Here is a 23386-nt window from a genome sequence, read left to right on the forward strand (position 1 = left end):
AAAAACCGCCGAATCGCTCCGGCAGCTTTCATCGCTCTTTATAAGGCTTTAAGACGTTTGATGATTTCATCTGTGACTTCTTCCGTTGTGCTTGTACCGCCGATATCCGGTGTTAAGAAGCCGCTTTTCAGAACATCTTCAATGACATCCAGCAGTTTGCTTCCAAGCTCCTCTTCTCCAAAATGGTCCAGCATCATTTTTGCCGTCCATATTTGTCCCACTGGATTGGCAATCCCTTTTCCGATGATATCCGGTGCAGAGCCGTGGACCGGTTCAAACATGGAAGGAAATTTGCCATTTACATTGATATTGGCCGCTGGTGCAATACCGATGCTTCCCATAATCGCTGCCCCGATATCTGTTAAAATATCTCCGAACAGGTTGCTGGCAACGATGACGTCAAATGTCTCCGGCTTCGTAACAAAAAACGACGCCAATGCATCGATATGCTGCGAATCAGCTGCAATATCAGGGTAATCTTTTGCCGTCAGTTCAAAGACTTCATCCCAGAAAGGCATCGAATGAATGATTCCGTTTGACTTTGTCGCACTTGTTACATGCTTTTTCCGTTTGGCCGCCATTTCAAAAGCAAAACGCATTGCTCTTTCCGCTCCTCTTCGTGAAAAAACGGCATTCTGAATAGCGATTTCCTCTTCATTGCGAAAAATTCGTCCCCCGACCGTGCTGTATTCTCCTTCACTGTTTTCCCGAACGACAAGCAGATCAAAATCTTTCGGACTGGCTAAAGGGGACTTGATCCCCTGCAAAAATTTCGCCGGCCTTATATTGATGACTTGTTCGAATTCGCGGCGTATTTTAATAAGCAGGCCCCATAAAGAAACGTGGTCTGGTACAAGCTTGCTGTTGCCCACAGCGCCTAAGAAAATGCTGTCGAAATCTTTCAGCTTCACCAATCCATCATCAGGCATCATTTCGCCATGTTCCAAATAATACTCGCAGCTGTATGGAAATTCAGTGAAATGAAATGAGATTCCCCCATGAACATCAGAAACCGCTTTCAAAACACGCTGTGCGGCAGGCACAACTTCTTTTCCTACACCGTCTCCGGGTATGCTGGCAATGTTGAATACTTTCATCGGACAATCCCCTCGCTTTTCAAAAATTGTCGACTGTCGACAGATATCACTTTCATTCTATACGTTGTGTTATTTTCTGACAAGATAAATTTTGGCAGACGATGACAAGAGAAAAAGAGGGTTGAGCCTTTTACCCCGATAAAAAAAGCCGATTCGGCCAACATGGACCGAACCGGCTTTGAAGCTTTTTTAAAGCGGTATATAATTGGCCGGATCAACAGCGTTTGATTTTGCGTTGTTCCATAGCCCTTTATGAATTTCGAAGTGGAGATGCTGGCCGTAGGAATGTCCTGTATTCCCCATCGTTCCAATAACTTTTCCCTGCTCAACGCGCTGGCCTGTCCGCACTTTGAGTGAAGACATGTGGGCATAGACCGTTTGATACGTCTGGCCATTGATGTTATGGGTAATAAAGACAACATTTCCATAGCTTGACGAATAGTGTGCATTATAAACGGTACCCGCAGCAGCCGCATAAATCGGAACGCCTGAGCCGCGCTTGGCAATATCTACACCGAAATGGTCTCCGAGCGAACGTTTTCCGAATCCGGAAGTAAATGTGCCGGAAGCAGGACGAATAAAGCCTGAGCTGCTTGGAGCAGACGGTTTAGATGAAGAAGCTTCTGAACTTCCGCTTGACGCTTGGCGGCGCGCTTCAGCTTCCTGTTTTTTTCTATGCGCCTCTTCGGCTTTTATCGCTTCACTCTGCCGCTTTAAAATCTCGGCTTCGTTTTCAAGTGAACCAAGCGCTTCATGGGCATGATCTTTATCCTGTTTCACTTTTTCCATCACTTTTGATTTTTCTTTTTGCTGTTCATCTAATGTCTTTTTTAATTTTTCCAGATCTTTAAGGGCTTTTTCAAGAGTTTCAAGGTCCTCACTCAGCTTTGTTTCCTTTTTCTCAACCAGCTGAAGGTCCCTTTTCTGCTCTTCCATTAAGTCCTTGTCCGCTTCAACAATTGTCGAGACAGCCCCCGCCCGGCTGATGAAATCCGCAAAGCTTCTTGCTCCGAGAAGAACATCTATGTACTGAATGGAACCGCCGTTTTCTTGGATTGAACGAACCCGGTCTTTCAATATTTTATTGCGCTTCTCGATCTTTTTCTTAAGCTCTTTAATTTGCTTTTTCAGCTCATCGATACTTTTCTTCGTTTTATCGATTTCTTCTTTTTTCTTTTCAAGCTTTTCATTCGTGTCAGTCATTTGACCGTCGATTTTCTCTATGTCGCTTTTCAAACTTGCTTCTTTTGACTCAAGCTCGGAAAGCTCCTGTTTCTTTTTCTCCAGTTTTGACTGGTTTTCCGACTTCTTGCTCTGAACGTCGCTCTTCTTTTTCTCCAAGTCTTCATAAGCTAAAGCATGGTTGCTTTTGAATGGGATTAAAGCTGCCGACATTCCGACCACAGCAGTCAACCCCAGCGTCATAAGCTTTTTTCTCAACCTTGGTTCCTCCTTGCCTTCAGAATCAAGGGAGCCCGGCGCTCTGCAGGCATCCCAGCTTTAAACATGACAGAACCGGCTGAAAGCGCCGATCTAAACTTTTAAGAATTTACGAATCGACGTCAGGCTTCCCCATACGCCAATGATTGCGCCGATAAGGACCAAAATGGCGGAAATCTGGAATACAAACGGATTGTATGGCAAAAGCTCGATAAAGGAGCCCTGGACTTTCGGTGCTATCCACTGAACGGCTTGATCATACGTTCCGAGCAATATAGCGATCGGGATGATGGAACCGCAAATGCCCAAGAGAAGACCTTCAATAAAGAAAGGCCAGCGGATAAACCAGTTTGTCGCACCTACAAGCTTCATAATCTCGATTTCTTTGCGTCTTGCAAAAATCGTAATTTTAATCGTATTCGAAATTAAGAACATCGCCGTAAACAGGAGACCGATGATCAATACGATGCCGACGTTTCTTGCAACACCGACGACGTTAAACAGCCGGCTTACTTCTTCCTGGCCGTAGGTTACCTTATAAGTATGTGCAAGCTTCTCGATCTTCTTGGCCGCTTTCGGCGTATCGTGAGGGTCGGATGTTTTCACGATGAAAGCATCGTTTAACGGGTTCTCCTGATCAAACATTGAAAAGGATTTCCCTTCCTCGCCTAAGCTTTCTATCAAGTTTTTAAGCTCTTCATCTTTTGAAGAGTAATTGACACTGCTGATTTCAGATATTTCTTTAATCTCTTTTTCCAATTTATTTTTCTGATCTTGGTTGGCGGTTAATTCGACTAAGACTTTGATTTCCACTTCTTTTTCAGCTTTCGACGCCATATTGTTCAGGTTCAGCATGATAACCATAAATACGCCGACCAAGATAAGCGTAACTGTTACAGCACTGATGGATGCGAAAGTCATCCACGTGTTTCTCCCGAGAGATTTTAAGCTCTCGCGCAAATGCCGTCCGAGAGTTTTAATCATAAGAACCATACTCCCCTCTAGCTTCATCACGTACAATGACTCCGTCTTCGATTGCGATGACCCGTTTCTTCATGGTGTTAACGATTTCTTTGTTATGAGTCGCCATAACGACTGTTGTTCCGCGGTTATTAATTTCTTCAAGCGTCTTCATGATTTCCCAAGACGTTTCAGGATCAAGGTTTCCAGTCGGCTCGTCAGCAATGACCACATCAGGGCTGTTGACGATTGACCTCGCGATTGAAACCCTTTGCTGTTCACCGCCTGACAGCTGATCTGGAAACTGTCTTGCTTTATGCTTCAGCTGTACAAGATCGAGCACTTCGAGCACTTTTTTTCTGATGACCTCTGGGCGCTCCCTGATGACTTCTAAAGCAAAAGCAACATTTTCAAACACCGTCAGTTTCGGCAGCAGTTTAAAGTCTTGGAAAACGACGCCGATTTTCCTTCTGACGAAAGGAATCTCTTTTTCTTTTAAGTTCGCCAAATTTTTATTGTTTATGACAATCTTCCCTTTGGAAGGTTTTTCTTCACGGTAAATCATTTTGATGAAGGTTGATTTTCCCGCGCCGCTTGGTCCGACAACATAAACAAACTCCCCGGGATATATCGAGATGCTTATTCCGTTTAGCGCAGAAACCCCGTTGGAATAAGTCTTATATACATCTTTTATTTCGATCATGTAATCACCTAATCTTTTATGTTTATACGGTCATACTCTTCGAAAGGGTATGTCGCTTTATGTCCTTTTCATTCAGCATGCAGACCGCAACTGTATCAAGCTCTTTTTCAACAACACCCATTATACGTCAAGATTAGACAAAATGATATTACAGTTTTGTTTCAATGACGACATAAGTTATAGGAAAAACGCAAAATCAGCCAGAAAATGTGTACTTTCTGCCTTTTTTGAGGCAAAAGAACCCGGTATACTCTGATTTTCAATAGGTAAAAAGTTCTATTAAAATGAAAAAGAACCTGATCCATGTGTGAATCAGGTTCTCGCCTGAATTTCCGGAAAGCATTCAGCGCAAGCTGCCTCCGCTTAGGAAATTCCTACTTTTTCTTTGAAAGCCATTTTGCAATTGCTTCAGCTTCATCTTTCTCGACAAGGTTGCCGGGCATGCCTCCGCGGCCATTGACAACGATGTCCTTAATTTCTTTTTCATCATACTTTCCGCCAACTTCTTTCAAGCTGGGTGCAGAACTGCCGGCCAAATCCTTTCCATGGCAGCCGGTGCAGTTTTGCTGATAAATTTCTTCCCCGTCTTTTGCAGTCGTTTGCCCGTCTGTATTGCTCTCTTTGCTTTCATTATTGCCTCCGCAGGCGGCGAGCACAAAAGAAACAGCCATAAACAGAGTAAACAGCTTCATTTTCATTTTGAGGTCAGCTCCTTTAACAAATCAATCCTTATTATAACCTCGATTACCCGCGTTTAAAACCCTCACCGAGCACTTCAGAAGCGTCCATTGCAATCACAAATGCAGACTCATCAATATGTTTGACCAGTTGTTTCAGCTTTGTGAACTCGGTTTGGCCGACAACGCACATCAAGATGGGACGTTCATCATCCGTATAGCCTCCGACAGCCGATATTTTTGTAATGCCTCTGTCGATTTTAACCAAAACCGCTTTTCGCACTTCTTCCTCCCGGTTTGTAATGATCATCGCCATTTTTGAACGGTTGAACCCGACCTGTATCACATCGATGGTTTTGCTTGATATGTAAACGCCAAGCATGGCATAAAGCCCTTGCTCAATATTAAAAACAAACATCGCCGCCAGTACAATCGTGCCGTCGATCAGTGCCAGGCACTTGCCTTGAGACAGCCCTGTGTACTTATGGATGATTTGAGCTGCCAGAGCAGTCCCGCCTGTTGATCCTCTTCCAAGAAAAACGATTCCGATACCTGCTCCGATCCCGACGCCCCCAAAAATGGCGGCCAACAGCGGATTCGCCGTCGCCGGAGTGATGTCCCGGGTCAGATAAACGACAAATGGGAGAAAAACTGACCCCACAAGCGTCTTCATTCCGAATTTCCCTCCGAGAATGAGCACCCCCGCAACAAATAAAGGAATATTAAAAGCCCATTGCACATATGCCGCTTCAAAGCCGAACGACTGCAAAATGGTGCTGATTCCGCTGACTCCGCCCGCTGCTATCCGGTTCGGAAGCAACAACATATTAAACGTAACAGCGACGATTGCCGCTCCTATCAGAATGCAGCCATAATCACGCAGCACCGAAAAAAAATGATATCTGTTTTTGTCAAATGTCATGTGTGTCATCCCCCGTGCAAATCTTTAACAATCGCGAGTATAGCACTTCGTCAATTGTAAGTAAATAACAGCCGGATAACGTGTTAATCGGCTAAAGCGGCAGAGGGACAAAGGCTCAAGTGCTTCTGCCGGCGGTATCTTACGACTTAGGGTGGACAATTGCAGACAGGTTTAGCCGTAAAAAAAGACACACCCGATGCGGATGTGTCTCAGCGTGTCGACAAACCCTCGCATTCGTTGTCAGGCCTGCGCGTCGGTGCTCACGAATTCCAACATTCGCTCTGCTCCGATGCTCGTTCTTCCTAGACTGCAAGGGTTTTCAATCACGCTGAAGCTAAAAAGGATGACAAAATCCTAAAACTATAAACCGTTTTAGGATTTTGTCATCAATCTGAGACACATCCGATGCGGATGTGTCTGGCTTGCATGATTTAAGAAAGCTTGGAACGCAAGTATGCGTCAATGAAAGAATTAATGTCTCCGTCCATGACAGCCTGCACGTTCCCCATTTCCGTATTGGTTCTATGGTCCTTGACAAGAGAATACGGGTGGAAAACATATGACCGGATTTGGCTTCCCCAGCCGATTTCTTTCTGCTCGCCGCGAATCTCATCGAGCTGTGCCTGCTGCTCTTCAATCCTGCGCTGATACAGCTTTGATTTGAGCATTTTCATCGCGCGTTCACGGTTTTTAATTTGCGAGCGCTCTGTTTGGCATGTGACGATGACTCCTGTCGGCAGGTGGGTGATCCGGACGGCTGAATCTGTTGTATTGACGTGCTGGCCGCCGGCTCCGCTGGCCCGGTACGTATCAACTTTGATATCCTCCGTGCGGATATCGATATCGATTTCTTCATTGAATTCAGGCATGACATCGCAAGAAACAAATGACGTATGCCTGCGGCCCGATGAATCAAACGGAGAAATTCTGACAAGCCGGTGCACGCCTTTTTCAGCCTTTAGGTAGCCATATGCATTATGGCCTTTAATTAATAGTGTGACAGACTTAATACCCGCTTCATCACCGGGAAGATAATCAAGGGTTTCCACTTTAAAACCGCGGCGTTCAGCCCATCTCGTATACATTCTGAGCAGCATGGAGCCCCAATCCTGAGATTCTGTGCCGCCGGCTCCCGGATGCAGTTCCAAGATCGCATTGTTTTTATCGTATGGTTCACTTAACAGAAGCTGAAGTTCGAATTCGTTGAACCGCTTTGTCAAGCTTTTCAGCTCATTCACCAGTTCAGCCTGGAGATCAGGGTCCGGGTCTTCTTTTAAAAGATCGTGAGTCATCTGCAGATCTTCATGTGCTTCGCTTAAATTATTGTATGTGTTGACGTAATCCTTTAGCGCATTCGCTTCATTGATGATCGTCTGCGCTTTTTGCTGGTCTCCCCAAAAATCCGGGTCGGCCATTTGCTCTTCTAATTCGCTGATTCTCGCTTCTTTTGTTTCGAGGTCAAAGAGACCCCCTAAAGTCCGCTAATCGAGAAGCCATATTTTCAAGTTCCTGTCTGATTTCAACTAATTCCATTTCCTTCACCTCATCGTGTATTCAGCCCGTTGTCAAAATAAAAAGAGGCGCACACCTCTTTTTATTCTGTTCTTCCGCAGCAGTTTTTATATTTTTTTCCGCTTCCGCAGTAGCAAGGATCGTTGCGTCCGATATCGACCGCTTTGCGGACCGGTTTTTTCTTAGCCTGTTTTTCATCATCGCCTTCTTTCGGCTGATGTGCTGTTGTCTGTCCTTGAATCACTTCTTCGCGTTCAAGGTTGTTTTCGATTTCAGCCTTCATGACGAATTTTGAGACGTCATCTTCGATGGCGGCGACCATGCTTTCAAACATTGCAAAGCCTTCCATCTGATATTCGCGGAGCGGGTTAGTCTGGGCATATGCCCGCAGATGAATCCCTTGACGAAGCTGATCCATCGCATCAATATGATCCATCCATTTCGTATCCACTTCGCGGAGAACGATCACTTTCTCAAATTCGCGCATTTGTTCAGCGCCGTATCTTTCTTCTTTTTCATCATATTTCGTTTTGATCCGGTCAAGAACGAGCTCCGTGATTTCCTCAGGCTCTTTTCCAAAAATATCGCTCTTCTCAAGCGCGCCTTCATCAAGGAAATTCGCATTGATCAGTTCGACGAGGCCTTCAAGATTCCACTCTTCAGGCAGATCTTCTTTCGGAGTGAAAGAAGCGACGGCGCGTTCGAGCGAAGATTTGATCATATCTTCAACGATGGAGCGGAGGTTATCCGAATCGATGACCTCAAAGCGCTGCTTATAGATGACTTCCCGCTGCTGGCGGAGCACATCGTCATATTGCAGAAGCTGTTTACGGGCGTCAAAGTTGTTCCCTTCCACGCGTTTCTGTGAGGATTCAACCGCTCTTGAAACCATCTTGCTTTGAATCGGCGTTGAATCGTCCATTCCGAATCGGTCAAGCATCGCCATCGTCCGCTCGGCTCCGAACCGCTTCATCAATTCATCTTCCATGGAAAGATAAAATTGTGTAATACCAGGGTCCCCTTGACGGCCTGAACGTCCGCGAAGCTGGTTGTCGATCCGCCGTGATTCATGGCGCTCCGTCCCGATGACGGCAAGTCCGCCGAGCTCTTTAACACCTTCGCCGAGCTTGATGTCGGTACCGCGCCCCGCCATATTTGTAGCGATTGTCACAGCGCCTTGATGACCGGCTTCTTCAATGATCTGGGCTTCGCGTTCATGGTTTTTCGCATTTAACACTTGATGCGGAACCCCTTTATTTTTAAGCAGTTTGGAAATGAGTTCAGATGTCTCGACCGCGACTGTGCCGACCAGGACAGGCTGGCCGACCATATAGCGCTGGGCGACATCCTCTGCAACGGCTTTAAATTTCCCTTCCATTGTGCGGTAAATCAGATCCGGACGGTCGTCACGGGCAATCGGCTTGTTCGTCGGAATCGTCACAACCTGCATGTTGTAGATGTTGCGGAATTCTTCTTCTTCCGTTTTTGCCGTACCTGTCATACCGGACAATTTTTCGTACATCCGGAAATAGTTCTGGAAGGTGATCGTGGCGAGCGTCATGCTCTCATTCTGAATTTCCAGCCCTTCCTTCGCTTCAATGGCCTGGTGAAGGCCATCGCTGTAGCGGCGGCCTTTCATCAAACGCCCTGTAAAGGAATCAACGATGACGACCTGCCCGTCTTCCACGACATAGTCAACATCTTTATGCATCGCCGCATGCGCTTTTAGCCCCTGGGCAATATGGTGGTTTAAGGCCACATGGCGGACATCAAATAAGTTTTCGATGCCAAACGCTTTTTCAGCCTTGGTCATTCCTTCTTCAGTCAGCTGAACGGCTTTTGTTTTAATATCATATGTGTAATCCTGCTCAACCTTTAAAGTCCGGACAAACGCGTTAGCCTGAACGTAAAGCTTTGTCGATTTTGCCGCTTGTCCCGAAATGATGAGCGGTGTTCTCGCTTCATCAACTAAGATGGAATCCACTTCATCGATAACCGCAAAATGAAGCGGGCGCTGAACCATCTGTTCTTTATAAAGAACCATATTGTCGCGCAAGTAGTCAAAGCCAAGCTCATTGTTCGTAGAATACGTAATATCGGCGGCATAGGCTTCGCGCTTCTCTTCTTTTGACAGGCTGTTCAAGTTCAGACCGACTGTCAGTCCGAGAAATTGAAAGATTTGCCCCATCTCTTCAGCATCGCGGCTTGCCAAATATTCGTTGACCGTCACAATGTGAACGCCTTTGCCGGAAAGTGCGTTTAAATAAACGGGCATAGTGGAAGTCAATGTTTTACCTTCCCCCGTTTTCATCTCAGCGATATTTCCTTCATGAAGGGCGATCCCCCCCATTAACTGAACTTTAAAAGGGAACATGCCGGTTACACGCCGGGATGCTTCCCTGACTGCAGCAAACGCTTCAGTTAAAAGGTCATCAACCGATTCCCCTTTTTCAAGCCGTTCTTTAAACTCGATTGTTTTATGCTGTAATGCCTCATCAGAAAGCTTTTCCATATCCGACTTGAGCGCATCAATCTCATTCGCTCTCTTTTCATAACGGCTGAGCGTCCGTTTTGTCGGATCAAACACTTTATTTAAAATTCCAAGCATAAAATAACGCTCCTCTGTAATTTTCCTTGTTTAAATAAGAGTAAACAGTGATTTTTATATATGCAATTATCATATCACACCTTTTGTCATTTCCAAACAATTTACCGCGGAGTAACGGAAAAAAACCCCTCTGCGGGACATCCGCGAGGGGCGGTGGTCATCTTTATTCATTCGGTTCAATCAAACCGTATTTTCCATCGTTTCGCCGATAGACCACATTGGTCAGATTCGTTTCGGCGTTTGTGAATACAAAGAAGCTGTGTCCAAGCATATTCATTTGTAAAATGGCTTCTTCATTATCCATCGGTTTTAAGTTAAACCGCTTTTGACGGACAACCTGTGGCTGTTCATCATCGATTTCGTCCTTCACGGCTGTGCCGATGCCGTTCCCTTCCGCAAATACATACTTTGGAGAACCCTGTTCACGACATTTGCGATTTACTTTTGTTTTATGCTTGCGGATTTGACGTTCCAGTTTATTTACTGCCAGATCGACTGCATTGTACATATCTTCGTGATGAACTTCCGCACGGAGAGAGAGGTCTGTCATTGGAATTGTCACTTCCACCTTGGATTCCTGATCATTGTAGAATTTCAAGTTGACCTGGACAATCGCATCAACGTTATGTTCAAAATAACGCTCCAGCTTTCCAATTTTCTTCTCGACGTGTTCTCTTAACGCTGCTGTTACCTCAATGTTTTCTCCTCTGACGTTGTACTCCATCAAAAGAACGCCTCCTTTATATTAAGGATATGTAAATACATTTCTCCATTTCCCTTCTTCATTCCTGCCTAAACGTAAAAATTTTGTGAAAAATCCGTGAATTTTGCCGAAGTTTGTCTCTTTCTGAATGATTAATGTGATACGGATGTAAATTCCCTTTATGGAATCCTAAATATATTCATGTGCGGATAAAATCAGAACGTTTTTAACGAAGATCAAACCTCGCCTGTGTTTATTTAAACATAATGGCCTACACCTGAAGGAATAATCGGTCAGGTGTAGGCCATTAATGGATGACATAAGGTTTCATGCATTGATGAATAGCATTCATCCATTTTCGATAGAGCGGCAAAAAACGGTTGATTAAATCATGCTGAAATTCGGGAGAAGGATAATTGTAATAAATGAGGCTGTCAAATTCCCGGAAGACTCTGTCAAAAAAACGAATGGAGGATTTTGCACAGCTTGTCTCCAAAATCGACAGCAGAATAGCGTGTGACGAATCCAATTGAAAAAAAGCATAGATCAAGTCATTAAAAATGCGCTCTCCTTCTGTCTTCGCCAAATCTCGATCCGCCTCTATTAAATAACAAAACCCTTCTTCAATCGTAAACAAAAGCTGATAATAAGTCGTTAAAAGCATATAATCTTCGGTGCTTGTCAAATGTCTCACCTATTTGCGCTTGTCATAATATGTACCGTCAATCGTCATATTTTGGTATGGGTTTATATACGAATGATGCATGGCACGCTTTTGCTTTGCTTTAACCAGCTCTTTTTTAACGTCCTGCTGCAGCCTTTTCAATTCGGTCATAATCAGCGGTTCCATATCAACCACCTGCTGCAGCTCAAGCTTTTCCTCATCAGAAAGAGGCGGCTTGATCTCTTTGATCAAGCCCTCGCGTTTCTCAAAAAAATCTTCAATTGCCTGAATCAGCTCATCACTTTCCGGAGCATCCTTAACGCGGACCAGCATATTTTTGGTTTCCCTGTACAGCAGCCCTGTTCTGCTCATTACGCCTGCCCGCCTGATCCGTGCCGGCCTTGCCGCTCGATTTGAATCGCCTGCTTCCATGCGTCGCGTAAATCTTTGACATACCCTTCGACTTCAGTCAGGATGTCTTTGTCATTGTTGATGTTCGCTTCAATCAGACGGCGGTGGATATACTCGTACATCGCCGCCATTGATCCGGCCATTTCCACTTTTCGATTGAGGGTCAAGTTTAGTTCCTGAATAATGTTTTGGGCTTTGACAAGGTTAGTATTTTTCAATTCCATATTCTCTTGCTCAATCGCCTGTTTCGCCTGTTTCATAAATTTAAGACAGCCGTCATATAGCATAAGCGTCAATTCTTCAGGCGTTGCCATATTGATTGAATTTTGCTGATAAGCTGCATACGGATTGTTTAAAGCCATTCTTGATCCTCCACAAAATTATTGTCCAAGCATCTGTAATAAGTATGCCGATTGTTCGTTCGCTTTTTGAATCGCTTTTTCCATCGCTGTGAATTTCGTATAGTAGCGATTTTCAACTTGTTTCAGACGGTCATTCATTGACAAAATATCAGATTCAACCGTATTCAAATTTTTCCCGATCGAGAATTGATTGTTTGCCATAGTAGTATTTCCGGCTTTGTCTTCAATCTGCTTTTTCGTATCGGTTAAAACAGACTGGAGCCGTCTCATGATCCCTTTTTCATTATAATTTTCAGTGCTGCTTGTTCCCGCTAAAAAGAGATTTGCCACACTGTCAGGATCTTCTTTAATTTTCGCTTTCAGCTTTTCTTCGTTTATTTCTAAATGACCGCGCTTATTGTATGCGCTTGAAGTCGAAATTCCAAACTGGGTAAGCTGCAGCGATTCTCCATTTACAGACACGTTGGAATAGAAATCTGTCCGCATTTGGTTGGTGGCACCGCTTAAAATCGTGTCGTTTCGGAGCAGTCCGCTTTTCGCTTTTTCTTCCCAAAGCTCAATCTGCTTTTCTGTCATATCTTCTTTTTGTTCGTCTGACAGCGGTGTGTAGTCCCGATATTTCTTCTCAACCAACTTTCCGTTGACCATATCGATCAGTTCATTGTACTGTGTGACAAAATCTTTGATCTTCTCGTAAATCCCGTCAACATCAGTGGATACGTCAATTGAAACAGGGCTTGTTGTCGTGTTTTTCAGCTGATATGTCACATTATTAACAGTAAAGTTGTTCGTTGTCTTCTCCATCTGCAGTCCGTTGATGACAACTTCCGCATTTTGTCCCTCTTGGCTGGCCGTTAATTTGTTGTCGGCATCAAGCGCAAATCCGAGCTGGTCTGTCATAAAGCTTGCTGTCGCAGCATCATCAGCCTGAATACTGCCGCCCGCTCCAGTGGTTTTTGATGTTAAAGCGATGGTTTCCACATATTCAGTCCCATTGTAGATCTTATCTTTTATAGCTGATACGCCTAAACCCGATTTATTGATTTTAGAAACGATGTCATCCAGAGTATCTGTACTGCTGACACTGATTTCAACCTTTTTCGCAGTTGTCTCTCCAGGAGCTGTCACTTGAAAGGTTAATGTTTGATCGCTCCCTGTATATCCTGAAATATCAGAAGATTTATAGGTAGCTGCGGTTGCCAATCTGTTGACTTGGATTGTGCTTGAAGCAGAGCTTGTCGTCGCTGTCGCTGTCACTGCGGATTCATCAGCGCTTACTACCTTTTTCGCGCCGTATGTACTCGGCCGAAGCATAAGATTGATTGATTCCTGCATCTCTTTGATTTTCGTATTGATTTCACGATAGCTGTCGCGCTGCCATTCCAAAAGCTGTTTCTTTTGCGTCAGCTTATCAAGCGGCACACGCTCTGTTTTCATTAATTTGCTGACAATGTCGTCAATATCCATTCCTGAAGCTAAACCAGATATTCTCATTACCATATCATGAAACACTCCTGTTCTACGTTGTTTTATCGACAATTAATCCCATAAACTCTGCCATCGCCGCATAAAAATCGAGCCACTCCTTAGGCGGGATCTCGCGGATGACTTCCTCTGTCTGATTATCTACTACTTGCACATAATATTCACCCAGTTTTTCATGAAGCTCAAACTGGAGATGGACTTGTGAAGGCTCCAATAGTTTGTTGGCCCCTTGCACCGTTTTTTCAAGCTCTGCAAATGAAAATTCAGCCGCCTGAACCTCCTGCACATGTTCTGAGCCTTCATGCTGCCTATTCATCATCTGCGTCCTGTAAGCATCAATAATAGGTTCTAAAGATGACAATCTTCCGATCGACAATTTTTAACATCCCCTATGCTATGATCTAAAATTTATATCGGCTAAGGGGGAATGACATTAAATATATTTATGGAAAAAAATAATCTATCCAAGAATAAGGGTTGTTGTATTACATTATTTTTAAGAGTTTTCAAAACAAAGATCATTTGCAGTATTACAGTAGCATTTTACATTAGAACTAATATAAAAAAAACACACTATTTTATTAGTTGATTTCATATACCAGTTTTCGTTATTTATTCAAAAATTTACACTTGTGAGATGTTATAATTAGGATGACATTAAATTCAAGAAAGGGGATTTACTATGAAAAAAATCTTTGTGTCACTGGCAATGGTTATTCTATTGTCATTTAGTTTTTACTCTTCTTCGAAGGCAGCTGTTTTAGCTCGTGTAGTAGTATACCCAGGTGAAGTTCGGCAAAGCGCCGATATCTTTCGAGGAGTGGGAGAAGGCGACTTCCGTTGCAGATTTTATAATGCAACACGTTTAGGCGGCGGCACTTGTTCACTCTACGAAATTACCACAGAGGGGCGGACCAAATTAGTTGCCTCTTCAAGTGTCGATTATACGTTACAACAAGAAATTCAAACCGTTTATACCAATCCAGATCATCTCTATTACATAAAAGGAAAGAATTCTGCACTTAGCGGTACAAGAACTCTTATTATTAGCGAATTCTCTAATTGATAGACATCCTTATATTGTGACACTCAAGGATAACCGATTGAGTGTCTCTTTTTTTATTAAAGATCTTACAAAAAGATCTTGGCAATCTTTCTACTAAGTTAGATACTAACCTTTGTTTTTTACATAAAATACGATCCTCACTCCAAAAAAGTAAGATTGAATTTAGATACAATAAAAAAGACCTTAGCAAACGCCAAGGTCTTTTTAAGCAATTAACGAAGTAATTGAAGTACGTTTTGTGGCTGTTGGTTTGCTTGAGCAAGCATAGCTTGAGAAGCTTGAGAAAGGATGTTGTTCTTAGTGAACTCGCTCATTTCTTTCGCCATGTCAACGTCACGAATACGAGACTCAGCAGCAGTCAAGTTTTCAGAAGAAGCACCTAAGTTGTTGATTGTGTGCTCTAGACGGTTTTGTACCGCACCAAGTTTAGAACGTTGAGTAGAAACGTTGTTGATAGCAGTATCAATTAAAGCAAGTTGTGTATCATATGCAGTTGCATCAGTTTCAAATGCAGTAACATCAATACCATCGATACCAAGTCCAGTTGCACTCATGTCACCGATATTAACTGAAAGTTGTTGTCCTGCGTTTGCACCAATTTGGAATGTTAATTGGTCAGTTGCAAAGTCGCCATTAAGAAGTTTTTTACCGTTAAACTCAGTTCTGTCAGAGATACCTTTACTTCCACCTGCCATGCCACCAACTTCTTCAAGTAGAGCTTTGATCTCTTCTTGGATAGCACCTAGGTCAGTAGTGTCTTGAGTACCAGTGTTGTTTGCTTGTACTGCAAGCTCACGAACACGTTGAAGGATTGAGTGAGTTTCAGTCAATGCACCCTCAGCAGTTTGGATAAGAGAGATACCATCTTGAGCGTTTTTAGAAGCCATTTCTAAACCGCGGATTTGTCCTCTCATTTTTTCAGAGATTGCAAGACCTGCTGCGTCATCTCCAGCACGGTTGATGCGAAGACCAGAAGAAAGCTTCTCCATGTTCTTTTGGCTTGCACTGTTGTTTGAAGACAAACGGTTCAGCGTGTTAAGCGCCGCAATGTTGTGGTTGATTCTCATTGTGTGTTTCCTCCTTGAAATGTGTTTGATTGCACGTCCATGTGCATTTTTTGAAGCATTCAGGCTGTCCTTCCTGCTACATACTTAATATCGGAATGGCCTTCAAATTGTTTAGAGAAAAAATAAAAAAATCCTCACTTTTTTTGTGAGGATAGTTTCGCCAGCAGATCACTTGAAATGGAAGCGGCCCGATTGTTTTCTTCCTGAATCGACAAATAGATTTCCTTGCGGTGAATATCGATATGCTTTGGTGCCTCAATGCCGATTTTCACTTGGTCTCCGTCAACGGCAATGATTTTTACCTCGATGTCGTCTCCGATTTGAATCGCTTCATTGAGTTTGCGGGTTAAGACTAGCATGCTCCCCCTCCTATCGGATGCTTCGTTTGATAAGGAGAGTCATGCAAAGTGACTTGTTTGGCCAGCATTTTTTTGCGGTTCACAACGATCGGCGCAATCAAATTAGCCGTTGATTTCTCAAATGGCTCTTCTATCGTTAAAATTGCCATCACTTCAACGTCTTCTCCGGATTCAATTTCCAGAAGCTCAACTGTCGTTTCATCGAGATCAAAGCCGTAATCTTTGAAGAAGATGAACGGACTTGCAACAATAAAGGCGAGCTCTTCCGTTTGCGCCGACTGAAGAACGACAAACGGAGAATCTTCCGACAGCGGCAGGATGACAAACTTCTGCTCATCTGTAAAACCGGGCAGACCGTTTTCAAAAACAATCATCTGCTCTTCTTGAATTTGCGTTTCACCATGATATTTCGTTTTAATGATCATTGTTCACGATCCTTTGCTGTTTTACTTTTGTGTTGGATATTCCACATCTATTTTTACCTCTGGATATTGAAGCATGTCAACCTTCACACTGCCCGGCGTATATTCAACAATCGGTTTATTCGGCTTTACATCAATGACAGGTTTATGAGGTGTCACTTCAATATTCACTTTAGCTGGTTCATATGCGATTTTCACTCGATCAAAAGACGGAGTAAAATGAACACCGATTTGAATCGGCTCAGGCTCGCTGTTTCGCCTCGCCTGGTCCGCGATCGGATCGCCCTCTATTTCAATCCGCATCATTTCGTCCCCTTCTTCTGCCGTTCTCGCCATCCCGTCAAGCCAATCTTGATAGCCTTGCTGGGCAGCTTCTTCAATTCTTTTGAAAACGTGTTTCCTGTCTAAGTCTTCCCAAGCTTTCGTCTGGTCAATCGTAAGCTTTGAAGGTGCGGTTGTGATCTCCAGTTCGGCTGGCGGCTGCTCAATATTCAAATCGGCATGCGGCTGTTCCAGTTTCAAGTCCGGGGGCGTCGTAGTTAAACCGATGCGGCCAGGGATGTTTTGCATGATCAACCTCGGCATCTGCATGCTATGTACCTCCTTCTGTTGAAAAAAAGCAACTCCAATAGAGTCGCTTTTATCTTAAAAAGTCAATTAATGTCGGCTGAACAATTTTCGCGTTTACGGAAAGCGCTGCTCTGTGAACGCTTTGCTGGGTAATAAAATCTGTAATGACTTTCTCAAGCTCAACATCTTCGTTATCTGACAACACTTTTGTGGAAGTCTCTTCCTGCGTACTTAACCTTGTATTGATTAATTCAAGCCGGTTGTACCGCGCGCCTATATCAGACCGCTCTGCACTCATCTGTTCAGTGAATTGGTCAATATCTGATAAAAGATCGTCCATGCCGTCCAGTGAACCCGAGTTCAAAGCAGATTCAAGGGAATTGAGCATTTCAAAGACATTTTGCCCGCTGGCTGATTGTCCGCCGAAAGCTGAAATCGGATTGGCGTTCACCTTTAATGATGCATTAGGAGAAACATTAATGTTTACGTCAGAAGCGCTTGTATAGTTTTCAAAATTATACGTATAAGAGCCGTCCGCATTTTTCACGATCGGAGTGACATCTGAGTTCGTTCCATTGAAGAGGTAGCGTCCATTGACCTGCGCATTGGCAATTTGAATCAGCTGATCTTTTAATTGGCCGATTTCAACGCCGATCGCCTCCAGCTCTTCTTCCCCGTTTGTATCATTTTGAGCCTTAACGGTCAGTTCCCTGACTTTCGCCATGACATCAATGCCTTCAGTAATATTTGTTTCCGTGTTTTCAAGCCATGTAAAAGCTTGCGAGGTATTGCTTTGATATTGCTTCACCTGTGACAATTGCGTATTGTATTTCAGACTTTTCATCGCGACAACCGGATCGTCTGACGCCTTTGTGATCTTTTTTCCCGATGAAATCTGTGATTGAAGATTATCCAGCTTTCCGTAGCTGGAATTGATGTACCGCAAAGAATTTTTTGCGATCATGCCTTGGGTTACCCGCATCGCTCTTTACCTACCTTCCTACGACACCCATGCCGTTAATAATCTTATCAAGGATTTCGTCCTGCAGTGTGATCATTCGCGCCGCTGCATTATAAGCGTGCTGAAATTGGATCATGTTCGACATCTCTTCATCCAGCGAAACCGCGCTCACCGACTGCCGGTTCAATTCAGCTGTATTGAGAAGTGTTTCTGTATTTTTGGCCAGCCGGTTTACTTCCTGTGACTGCACGCCCATTTCCCCGATGATGCCCGCATAATAGTCTAAAACAGTCGTTGTTTTTTCACCGATTTGAAACTTTTTCGTAAAGACCGCCGCCAGGTTTGTCGCATTTGAGTTGTCACTCGTCTCACCGTTCAGCGATGCGGCGATATTTTCCCCTTTCGATTCCATGATATCATCGGCCACTTTGATTTTTGCGGCTGCTCCTTTGGCAGGCTCAGCCTCTCCGCCGGTAAACTCAAAGAACTCTCCTCCCGGATCGCCGGAATAGGTAACTCCATTTTGATGGACTGCGTTGAATTCTTTGGCGAAAGCGAGGGCCATTTCGTCAAGGTTGGCAAGCATTTCAGGATATGTACCCTTCTCTTCGCCATTGGACATGTAGCCGTAAGACTCGATTAATCCCAGCAAAGAACCTTTGCTGGTAAATGAATCTATGCCGATGTCCGTGCCGCCGATTGAAACGCTTGTCACAAGATCAGTGTCATTGTCGTAGTTGACTTTCACATCCGCAGTTGAGAAATTTGGTCCGTCAAGAATCTTGCCGAGTGACTGGCCATTGCTGTCAAGAATTTCGACGGAAGCAATTCCTTGAGCCGTCGCCAGCGAATTGCCGCCTGATTTATCGTAGCTGACTTTAATATTGACCATTGAAGACAGCTGATCAAGCAGCATATCCCGCTTATCATACAAATCATTCGGCAAATAGCCGTTCGGCTCGACCTTAGCAATTTGGTCGTTCACACTGTTCAGCTGTGAAAGCACAGAATTAATCGACATGACGTCCTGTTCAATCTGATCCCCCAAATTGGTCTGGACGGTTGTCAATGATTCATGCAATTGATTAAACGTCTCGGCGACCGCCTTTCCTTTTTGGGCGACAACCGACCGCGCGCTTGGTTCATGTGCATTGTTCGTTAATTCCTGAATCGAATTCCAAAATGAGTTGAGAACGCTGTTCAAGCCGCTGCCATTCAGCTCATTCATAATACCTTCCATTTGATGAAAAGCATCGACTTTCGCATTGTAATAACCGCCCTTTGTGTTCTGCGTCCGGTATTGATAGTCGAGAAAGCTGTCCCTGATTCGCTCAACAGATCCGACCTCGACGCCTGTCCCCATCTGTCCCGCAAGTCCGATAGAATTTCTTGATACCGTCGGATAAGGCGTTGTCGATTCAAATGTGACACGCTGCCTTGTATAGCCTTCCGTGTTGGCGTTTGAGATGTTGTTTGACGTGACGCTTAAAGCTGATTGCTGTGCGGACAATCCTCTTTTGGCGATTTCCAGCCCTAAAAAAGTTGGATTTGTCATCTTTTTCACTCCGTTCTATGCTTTTGAGTCGAATAAAGAAAGCCGTTTTGATCCTCCCAATTGGTTCGGCCGCGGCTCTTTTTCATAGTTCGTACCGCCTTCTTTCGGAAGAAGCATATCAAATGTGAGCGAGATGAATTGAAGCGACTGAAACGTCAGCTGCTTATTCAAGTCGTTCACATCTTTTAAACGGATGAGAAGCTGCGAGAGCTTAGCGAACAGCTGTTCGAGCGTCTTTTTTTCACTGCCCCCAGCCTCGTTGATACATGTGCTGATGGTGACACCTGAACGGCCGAGGCAAGCCTCGGTTGCTTCAATGCGGGACTGCTCCGTTTGTTCAATCGCCTGCACATACTTTTGTTCTTTCGTCACGATTTCTGAAAGTGCCTTTATTTCATTTGTCTTCAGCGCCTCCGTTTTTTGTTCGGAAAGCGCCAGCAGATGCTCATGCAGGACGCATAAGCGCTCCAGCTCTTCAATCACCCGTTTCACTGAAATGTCTTCCTCCTTCCTTACTGCTGCTTATAAAAATTGACCATTTTTTCAGCTATGCCTTTTCCGTCTATTTGGTACGCACCGTTTTCTACGGCTGCTTTAAGCTGAGCAATTTTTTCCTGGCGCTCCTTCATTAAATCAGGGCCTTTTTGCAGCTCTTTTGCCTTTGCAGAAATTTCAACTTTATCTTCCTGCTGGGCTGCTGCCTGTGAAGTGACCGTTTGTTTTTCAAAGGATTTATGATAAGGATGAACAGATTGTGTTCCATATTGATTGATCTTCATGGGATTCCTCTCACTTTCCGTCATAGTTATCTATGATCATACTCATTTTATCGTCTGAGCTTCAAGTTAGTTTAGGAAATCAATCATTTTTAGGCTGAAAGGTATAGTACGTGCCTTTTGAACTATTCTTCCTCTCTTTTTCAAGCTGCTCCAATTGGTCTAATTGACTCATCTGCGATGCTAAATCCTCATCACACGACTTGCAATACCGGCCTTCCCGAATGAGGGTGCCGCATCTTTCACACGGATAGCCGAGATTCGGAAAATTAGAGATCTGGATTCGTTTCTGTCTGATAAATTTCAGAATCAGCTCTTCCTCAACTTCAGTTTTTTCTACAATTTGTATCATTGTAGACTGGCGGTTTTCCTGTTTCTTAAGAAATTTATAAACCTTTTCAAATGAACGTTCTTCTTCTTTGAGGCATGAATGGCAAACGGTTTGAAAACTGCTTTTCATAAACAATGCATTACATCTTGGACAATTCGCCAATTGATTCATAAACTTTGACCCCTATCCTTAAATTCTATTTTTTATATCGGCAGGGAAAAGAAATGATTTAGCTTCGAATTAATGTGTAAGATGATACCAAATCTGCTTCTCCGTCAACCTTCAGACACCTCGCTGCATGGTGGAGTGTCGCGCCTGTTGTATACAAGTCATCAATCAGTAAGACGCTCAGGCCTTTCACAGATCCTTTGTCTGTTTTAAAGACCGTTTTCTGCTTCAAACGTTCTGCTCTGCTTTTTTTGGATTGTTTTTCATTTTCCGTTCTGATCAACGGGTGAAGAACAGGCCTTTTTAATAATGAAGCAAGCCGCTCTGCCTGATTGAAGCCTCTTTCGATTTTGCGTTCTTCGCTTAGGGGAATCGGTACTAAAGCGAAGCGGGTTTGGCGGAAGTGTTTTTGGAAGGTGCGGATAAATGAGGGAGCAAAAGCGGAGACAAGTGCGGCATCGCCTCTGAACTTAAACCGGGAGAGCGTTTCTTTCATAAAAGAGTTGTAAAGGTATACGGAGCGGTTTTGCTGAAGAAGCGAGCGCGTTTTCGCATCAGCTTCCCATTTGAAACAGTCCCTGCACAGCTTTTCATTGTCTTGCGGCCTGCCGCATTTACGGCATACAGTTCCTTTGATCTCGATAAAGCTCTCTTTACATTCTCCGCATATTTTTTCTTCCGCATGCAAAAAGAACAAGGCATGCCATGAAAGAGAATGTGAAAGAGGCGCTTCACAGATTAAACAATTCAGGTTATGCTCTTCCTTTCTATTTGTTTTCGCAATGCGGGTTATCATTCACCTTTCTGGCGGCTTCAGCCAGGGTGACAAGCATGGATGTATTTTTTTGTTTGTCTACAAGCTCTGCTTTAATGTAAGTCAGCTTCGACTCATCTGTAACATATTGCGGTTTAACTGCATTTAAAGCAAGTGCGAGCACATCTTCTTTGCACCTTTTGCACATGCAGCTCATGTGCAGCTGATCAATATACTGATCAAATAATTCTTCCATAACAGCTTCTTTCGCATTGACTAGCATTTCGGCACCGCTCCTCAATTTTTCATATTATGAGTATACTGTACCATGATTATTGGACTAGTCAATCAATTTTTCCTTTTTAGCCAATTTATTCATATTTCGAATATGGCGTCGGGCCGCATTCATGCTTGCGGTTTTGCCGAAGTGAAAAAAACAGACGTCTCCTTCTGTAAAATGCGGGTGTCTGCCCGCTCTGCCGGCCATTTGGACAAGCGCGCTCTCGGTGAAGACCGCTGACTCCGCACCCAGTACGCCTACCTGAGCTTTTTTAACCGTGACCCCTCTTTCCAAAATGGTTGTCGCCACTAAAACATCAAGCTTTTCTTCTCTAAACGAGTTCACTTTTTCATTTCTGTCAGGGTCATCAGCATGAACGCCTTCGGCCTGAAATTGACCTTTTTTCAGCAGGCTGACAGCCGATTTAAGCGCTGGAATTGAGGGCACAAATAAAAAAACCGGCTGCTTCAGTTCTTTATGTTTGAAAAGCCATCTCTTAACGGAGAAGGGCAGTATTTCTCTGCTGAGATACCGCTTCCAGTTTCCGCACCATTTAAATGCCGGCTCAGGCAATGGCCTCCGATGGTATCTGGCAGGAATCTGAATGGTCCGCAGCCTTCCGTTATCTGCGTTCCGCTTCATTTGTTCTGACGGGGTGGCTGTTAAGTAGATACGGGTGCTCTGCGGTTTCCGCGATTTTTTCACGGCGTATTGCAGTGTTTGATCAATAGCGTATGGAAAAGCGTCGACTTCATCAATGATGATCACGTCAAATGCTTCTTTATACCGGAGCAGCTGATGAGTGGTTGAAATGACAAGTGGCGAAAGGATTCCATTGTCTGTACTCCCTCCGAACAAAGCAGCAATTTGCACACTTTGAAAAGCTTGATGAAACCTCGGAGCAAGTTCGAGAACCACATCTGTTCTCGGAGTGGCGATACATACTCTCAAGCCTTTGTTCAGAGCGAATTCGATCCCTTGAAACAGAAGCTCTGTTTTGCCTGAACCGCAAACTGCCCAGATCAAAAGCTCCTCTTTTTTGCGTATGGCTTCTACAATAGACCTGGCCGCTTTTTCCTGACCAGCCGACAGCTCGCCTTTCCATTCCATTTGAACGGGCGCACATCCATGCCGGCCATTCCCATTCCAAGTCAAAAGAGGCGTACATTCGCTCACCCTGCCCATCATCACGCAAGATCGGCAGTACACGCAATTTTTATTGCACCTATAACAAGGATATCGGGCGAAAAATGATCGTTCGCGCTGACCGCATCTCAAGCAAATAAAGCCTCTTTTCGTTTTTTTGATCGATTCCTCGGCTTTTATCAGATCGTTTTGGATATGCCAATCAATAACACGTTCAGGAAAAGGCAGCTCACTTTTCAGAAGATGGCGCACCTCCAAACGGGATTGCAATTCGCGGGAATAAGAGGATGCCGGGTGTTCGATTTGGGATCACCTCCAATCTATGATTCAGTATCTATCATCCACGTTTTCTTGTAAAATTGGCAAAATCGAAAAATAACCTCTTTA

The 23386-nt window shown here is 44.1% G+C and carries 27 protein-coding genes; 1 reads left to right on the plus strand and 26 read right to left on the minus strand.

Annotated elements, in window-relative coordinates; genetic code table 11:
* Window positions 1–38: 38 nt before the first annotated feature.
* The 14 genes from RBH91_RS19615 to flaG form a co-directional block, all read right to left on the minus strand.
* Window positions 39–1097 (minus strand): tartrate dehydrogenase, encoded by a 1059-nt coding sequence (locus RBH91_RS19615; protein WP_307892629.1) that lies wholly within the window; start codon window positions 1095–1097, stop codon window positions 39–41.
* Between the two features lie 189 nt (window positions 1098–1286).
* Entirely contained in the window at window positions 1287–2537 is a 1251-nt protein-coding gene (locus RBH91_RS19620; RefSeq protein ID WP_076761111.1) for a murein hydrolase activator EnvC family protein, read from the minus strand.
* A 93-nt stretch (window positions 2538–2630) separates the two neighbouring features.
* Window positions 2631–3521 (minus strand): permease-like cell division protein FtsX, encoded by an 891-nt coding sequence (gene ftsX / locus RBH91_RS19625; RefSeq protein WP_076761112.1) that lies wholly within the window; start codon window positions 3519–3521, stop codon window positions 2631–2633.
* Window positions 3514–4200, minus strand: a complete 687-nt coding sequence (gene ftsE, locus RBH91_RS19630; RefSeq protein ID WP_076761113.1) for a cell division ATP-binding protein FtsE — start codon at window positions 4198–4200, stop codon at window positions 3514–3516. Before ftsE ends, ftsX begins: the two co-directional genes overlap by 8 nt.
* A gap of 374 nt (window positions 4201–4574) precedes the next feature.
* Window positions 4575–4898 (minus strand): cytochrome c551, encoded by a 324-nt coding sequence (gene cccB / locus RBH91_RS19635; RefSeq protein WP_307892630.1) that lies wholly within the window; start codon window positions 4896–4898, stop codon window positions 4575–4577.
* Window positions 4899–4944: 46 nt separating this feature from the next.
* Complete coding sequence (locus RBH91_RS19640; RefSeq protein ID WP_307892631.1) at window positions 4945–5799, minus strand: YitT family protein; 855 nt, start codon at window positions 5797–5799, stop codon at window positions 4945–4947.
* A 431-nt stretch (window positions 5800–6230) separates the two neighbouring features.
* A protein-coding gene (prfB, locus tag RBH91_RS19645; RefSeq protein ID WP_125921342.1) for a peptide chain release factor 2 occupies window positions 6231–7332 on the minus strand; the annotation gives its coding sequence in 2 pieces (ribosomal slippage) (window positions 6231–7259 and window positions 7261–7332; 1101 coding nt in all).
* Between the two features lie 61 nt (window positions 7333–7393).
* On the minus strand, window positions 7394–9919 hold the full coding sequence (gene secA, locus RBH91_RS19650; RefSeq protein WP_307892632.1) for a preprotein translocase subunit SecA: 2526 nt from the start codon (window positions 9917–9919) through the stop codon (window positions 7394–7396).
* A 163-nt stretch (window positions 9920–10082) separates the two neighbouring features.
* Window positions 10083–10643 carry a ribosome hibernation-promoting factor, HPF/YfiA family gene (gene hpf, locus RBH91_RS19655; RefSeq protein WP_148957178.1) on the minus strand — a complete coding sequence of 187 codons (561 nt, stop codon included), beginning with the start codon at window positions 10641–10643 and terminating at the stop codon, window positions 10083–10085.
* A 286-nt stretch (window positions 10644–10929) separates the two neighbouring features.
* The gene (locus RBH91_RS19660; RefSeq protein WP_307892633.1) at window positions 10930–11307 is read right to left on the minus strand and encodes a DUF8042 domain-containing protein; all 378 of its coding nucleotides are present in this window, start codon (window positions 11305–11307) and stop codon (window positions 10930–10932) included.
* 9 nt (window positions 11308–11316) lie between these two features.
* Window positions 11317–11658 carry a flagellar protein FliT gene (locus RBH91_RS19665; RefSeq protein WP_307892634.1) on the minus strand — a complete coding sequence of 114 codons (342 nt, stop codon included), beginning with the start codon at window positions 11656–11658 and terminating at the stop codon, window positions 11317–11319.
* Window positions 11658–12059: a flagellar export chaperone FliS gene (fliS, locus tag RBH91_RS19670; RefSeq protein WP_307892635.1), complete on the minus strand. Its 402-nt coding sequence runs from the start codon at window positions 12057–12059 to the stop codon at window positions 11658–11660. Before fliS ends, RBH91_RS19665 begins: the two co-directional genes overlap by 1 nt.
* Before the next feature lie 18 nt (window positions 12060–12077).
* Window positions 12078–13559 (minus strand): flagellar hook-associated protein 2, encoded by a 1482-nt coding sequence (locus RBH91_RS19675; RefSeq protein WP_307892636.1) that lies wholly within the window; start codon window positions 13557–13559, stop codon window positions 12078–12080.
* 19 nt (window positions 13560–13578) lie between these two features.
* A complete protein-coding gene (gene flaG, locus RBH91_RS19680; RefSeq protein ID WP_076761123.1) occupies window positions 13579–13920 on the minus strand; it encodes a flagellar protein FlaG in 342 nt (113 codons plus the stop codon).
* A gap of 306 nt (window positions 13921–14226) precedes the next feature.
* Here flaG and RBH91_RS19685 point away from each other — a divergent pair, with 306 nt between their 5' ends.
* Window positions 14227–14610 (plus strand): hypothetical protein, encoded by a 384-nt coding sequence (locus RBH91_RS19685; protein WP_307892637.1) that lies wholly within the window; start codon window positions 14227–14229, stop codon window positions 14608–14610.
* A gap of 212 nt (window positions 14611–14822) precedes the next feature.
* Here the strand turns inward: RBH91_RS19685 and hag are convergent, their stop codons facing one another.
* From hag to RBH91_RS19745, 12 genes are all read right to left on the minus strand, one after another.
* Entirely contained in the window at window positions 14823–15677 is an 855-nt protein-coding gene (hag, locus tag RBH91_RS19690; protein WP_307892638.1) for a flagellin Hag, read from the minus strand.
* A gap of 134 nt (window positions 15678–15811) precedes the next feature.
* Window positions 15812–16036, minus strand: coding sequence for a carbon storage regulator CsrA (gene csrA / locus RBH91_RS19695; RefSeq protein WP_148956758.1), 225 nt, complete (start codon window positions 16034–16036; stop codon window positions 15812–15814).
* Entirely contained in the window at window positions 16030–16461 is a 432-nt protein-coding gene (gene fliW, locus RBH91_RS19700; protein ID WP_307892639.1) for a flagellar assembly protein FliW, read from the minus strand. The genes csrA and fliW overlap by 7 nt, the downstream gene beginning before the upstream one ends.
* A 21-nt stretch (window positions 16462–16482) precedes the next feature.
* The gene (locus RBH91_RS19705) at window positions 16483–17049 is read right to left on the minus strand and encodes a DUF6470 family protein (protein WP_307892640.1); all 567 of its coding nucleotides are present in this window, start codon (window positions 17047–17049) and stop codon (window positions 16483–16485) included.
* A 49-nt stretch (window positions 17050–17098) separates the two neighbouring features.
* Entirely contained in the window at window positions 17099–18010 is a 912-nt protein-coding gene (flgL, locus tag RBH91_RS19710) for a flagellar hook-associated protein FlgL (protein ID WP_307892641.1), read from the minus strand.
* Window positions 18011–18020: 10 nt separating this feature from the next.
* Window positions 18021–19544 carry a flagellar hook-associated protein FlgK gene (gene flgK, locus RBH91_RS19715; protein WP_307892642.1) on the minus strand — a complete coding sequence of 508 codons (1524 nt, stop codon included), beginning with the start codon at window positions 19542–19544 and terminating at the stop codon, window positions 18021–18023.
* Window positions 19545–19559: 15 nt separating this feature from the next.
* Window positions 19560–20042, minus strand: a complete 483-nt coding sequence (locus RBH91_RS19720) for a flagellar protein FlgN (protein WP_404802520.1) — start codon at window positions 20040–20042, stop codon at window positions 19560–19562.
* 14 nt (window positions 20043–20056) lie between these two features.
* Window positions 20057–20323, minus strand: a complete 267-nt coding sequence (gene flgM, locus RBH91_RS19725; protein ID WP_076761132.1) for a flagellar biosynthesis anti-sigma factor FlgM — start codon at window positions 20321–20323, stop codon at window positions 20057–20059.
* 79 nt (window positions 20324–20402) lie between these two features.
* Window positions 20403–20822: a TIGR03826 family flagellar region protein gene (locus RBH91_RS19730; RefSeq protein ID WP_076761133.1), complete on the minus strand. Its 420-nt coding sequence runs from the start codon at window positions 20820–20822 to the stop codon at window positions 20403–20405.
* Between the two features lie 58 nt (window positions 20823–20880).
* Window positions 20881–21615, minus strand: a complete 735-nt coding sequence (locus RBH91_RS19735; RefSeq protein WP_307892644.1) for a ComF family protein — start codon at window positions 21613–21615, stop codon at window positions 20881–20883.
* Window positions 21587–21856: a late competence protein ComFB gene (locus RBH91_RS19740; protein ID WP_076761135.1), complete on the minus strand. Its 270-nt coding sequence runs from the start codon at window positions 21854–21856 to the stop codon at window positions 21587–21589. Before RBH91_RS19740 ends, RBH91_RS19735 begins: the two co-directional genes overlap by 29 nt.
* Window positions 21857–21913: 57 nt before the next feature.
* Window positions 21914–23302, minus strand: coding sequence for an ATP-dependent helicase ComFA (locus RBH91_RS19745; protein ID WP_307894799.1), 1389 nt, complete (start codon window positions 23300–23302; stop codon window positions 21914–21916).
* Between the last annotated feature and the right edge of the window lie 84 nt (window positions 23303–23386).

It is taken from the genome of Bacillus swezeyi (assembly GCF_030908325.1).
Taxonomy (GTDB): domain Bacteria; phylum Bacillota; class Bacilli; order Bacillales; family Bacillaceae; genus Bacillus; species Bacillus swezeyi.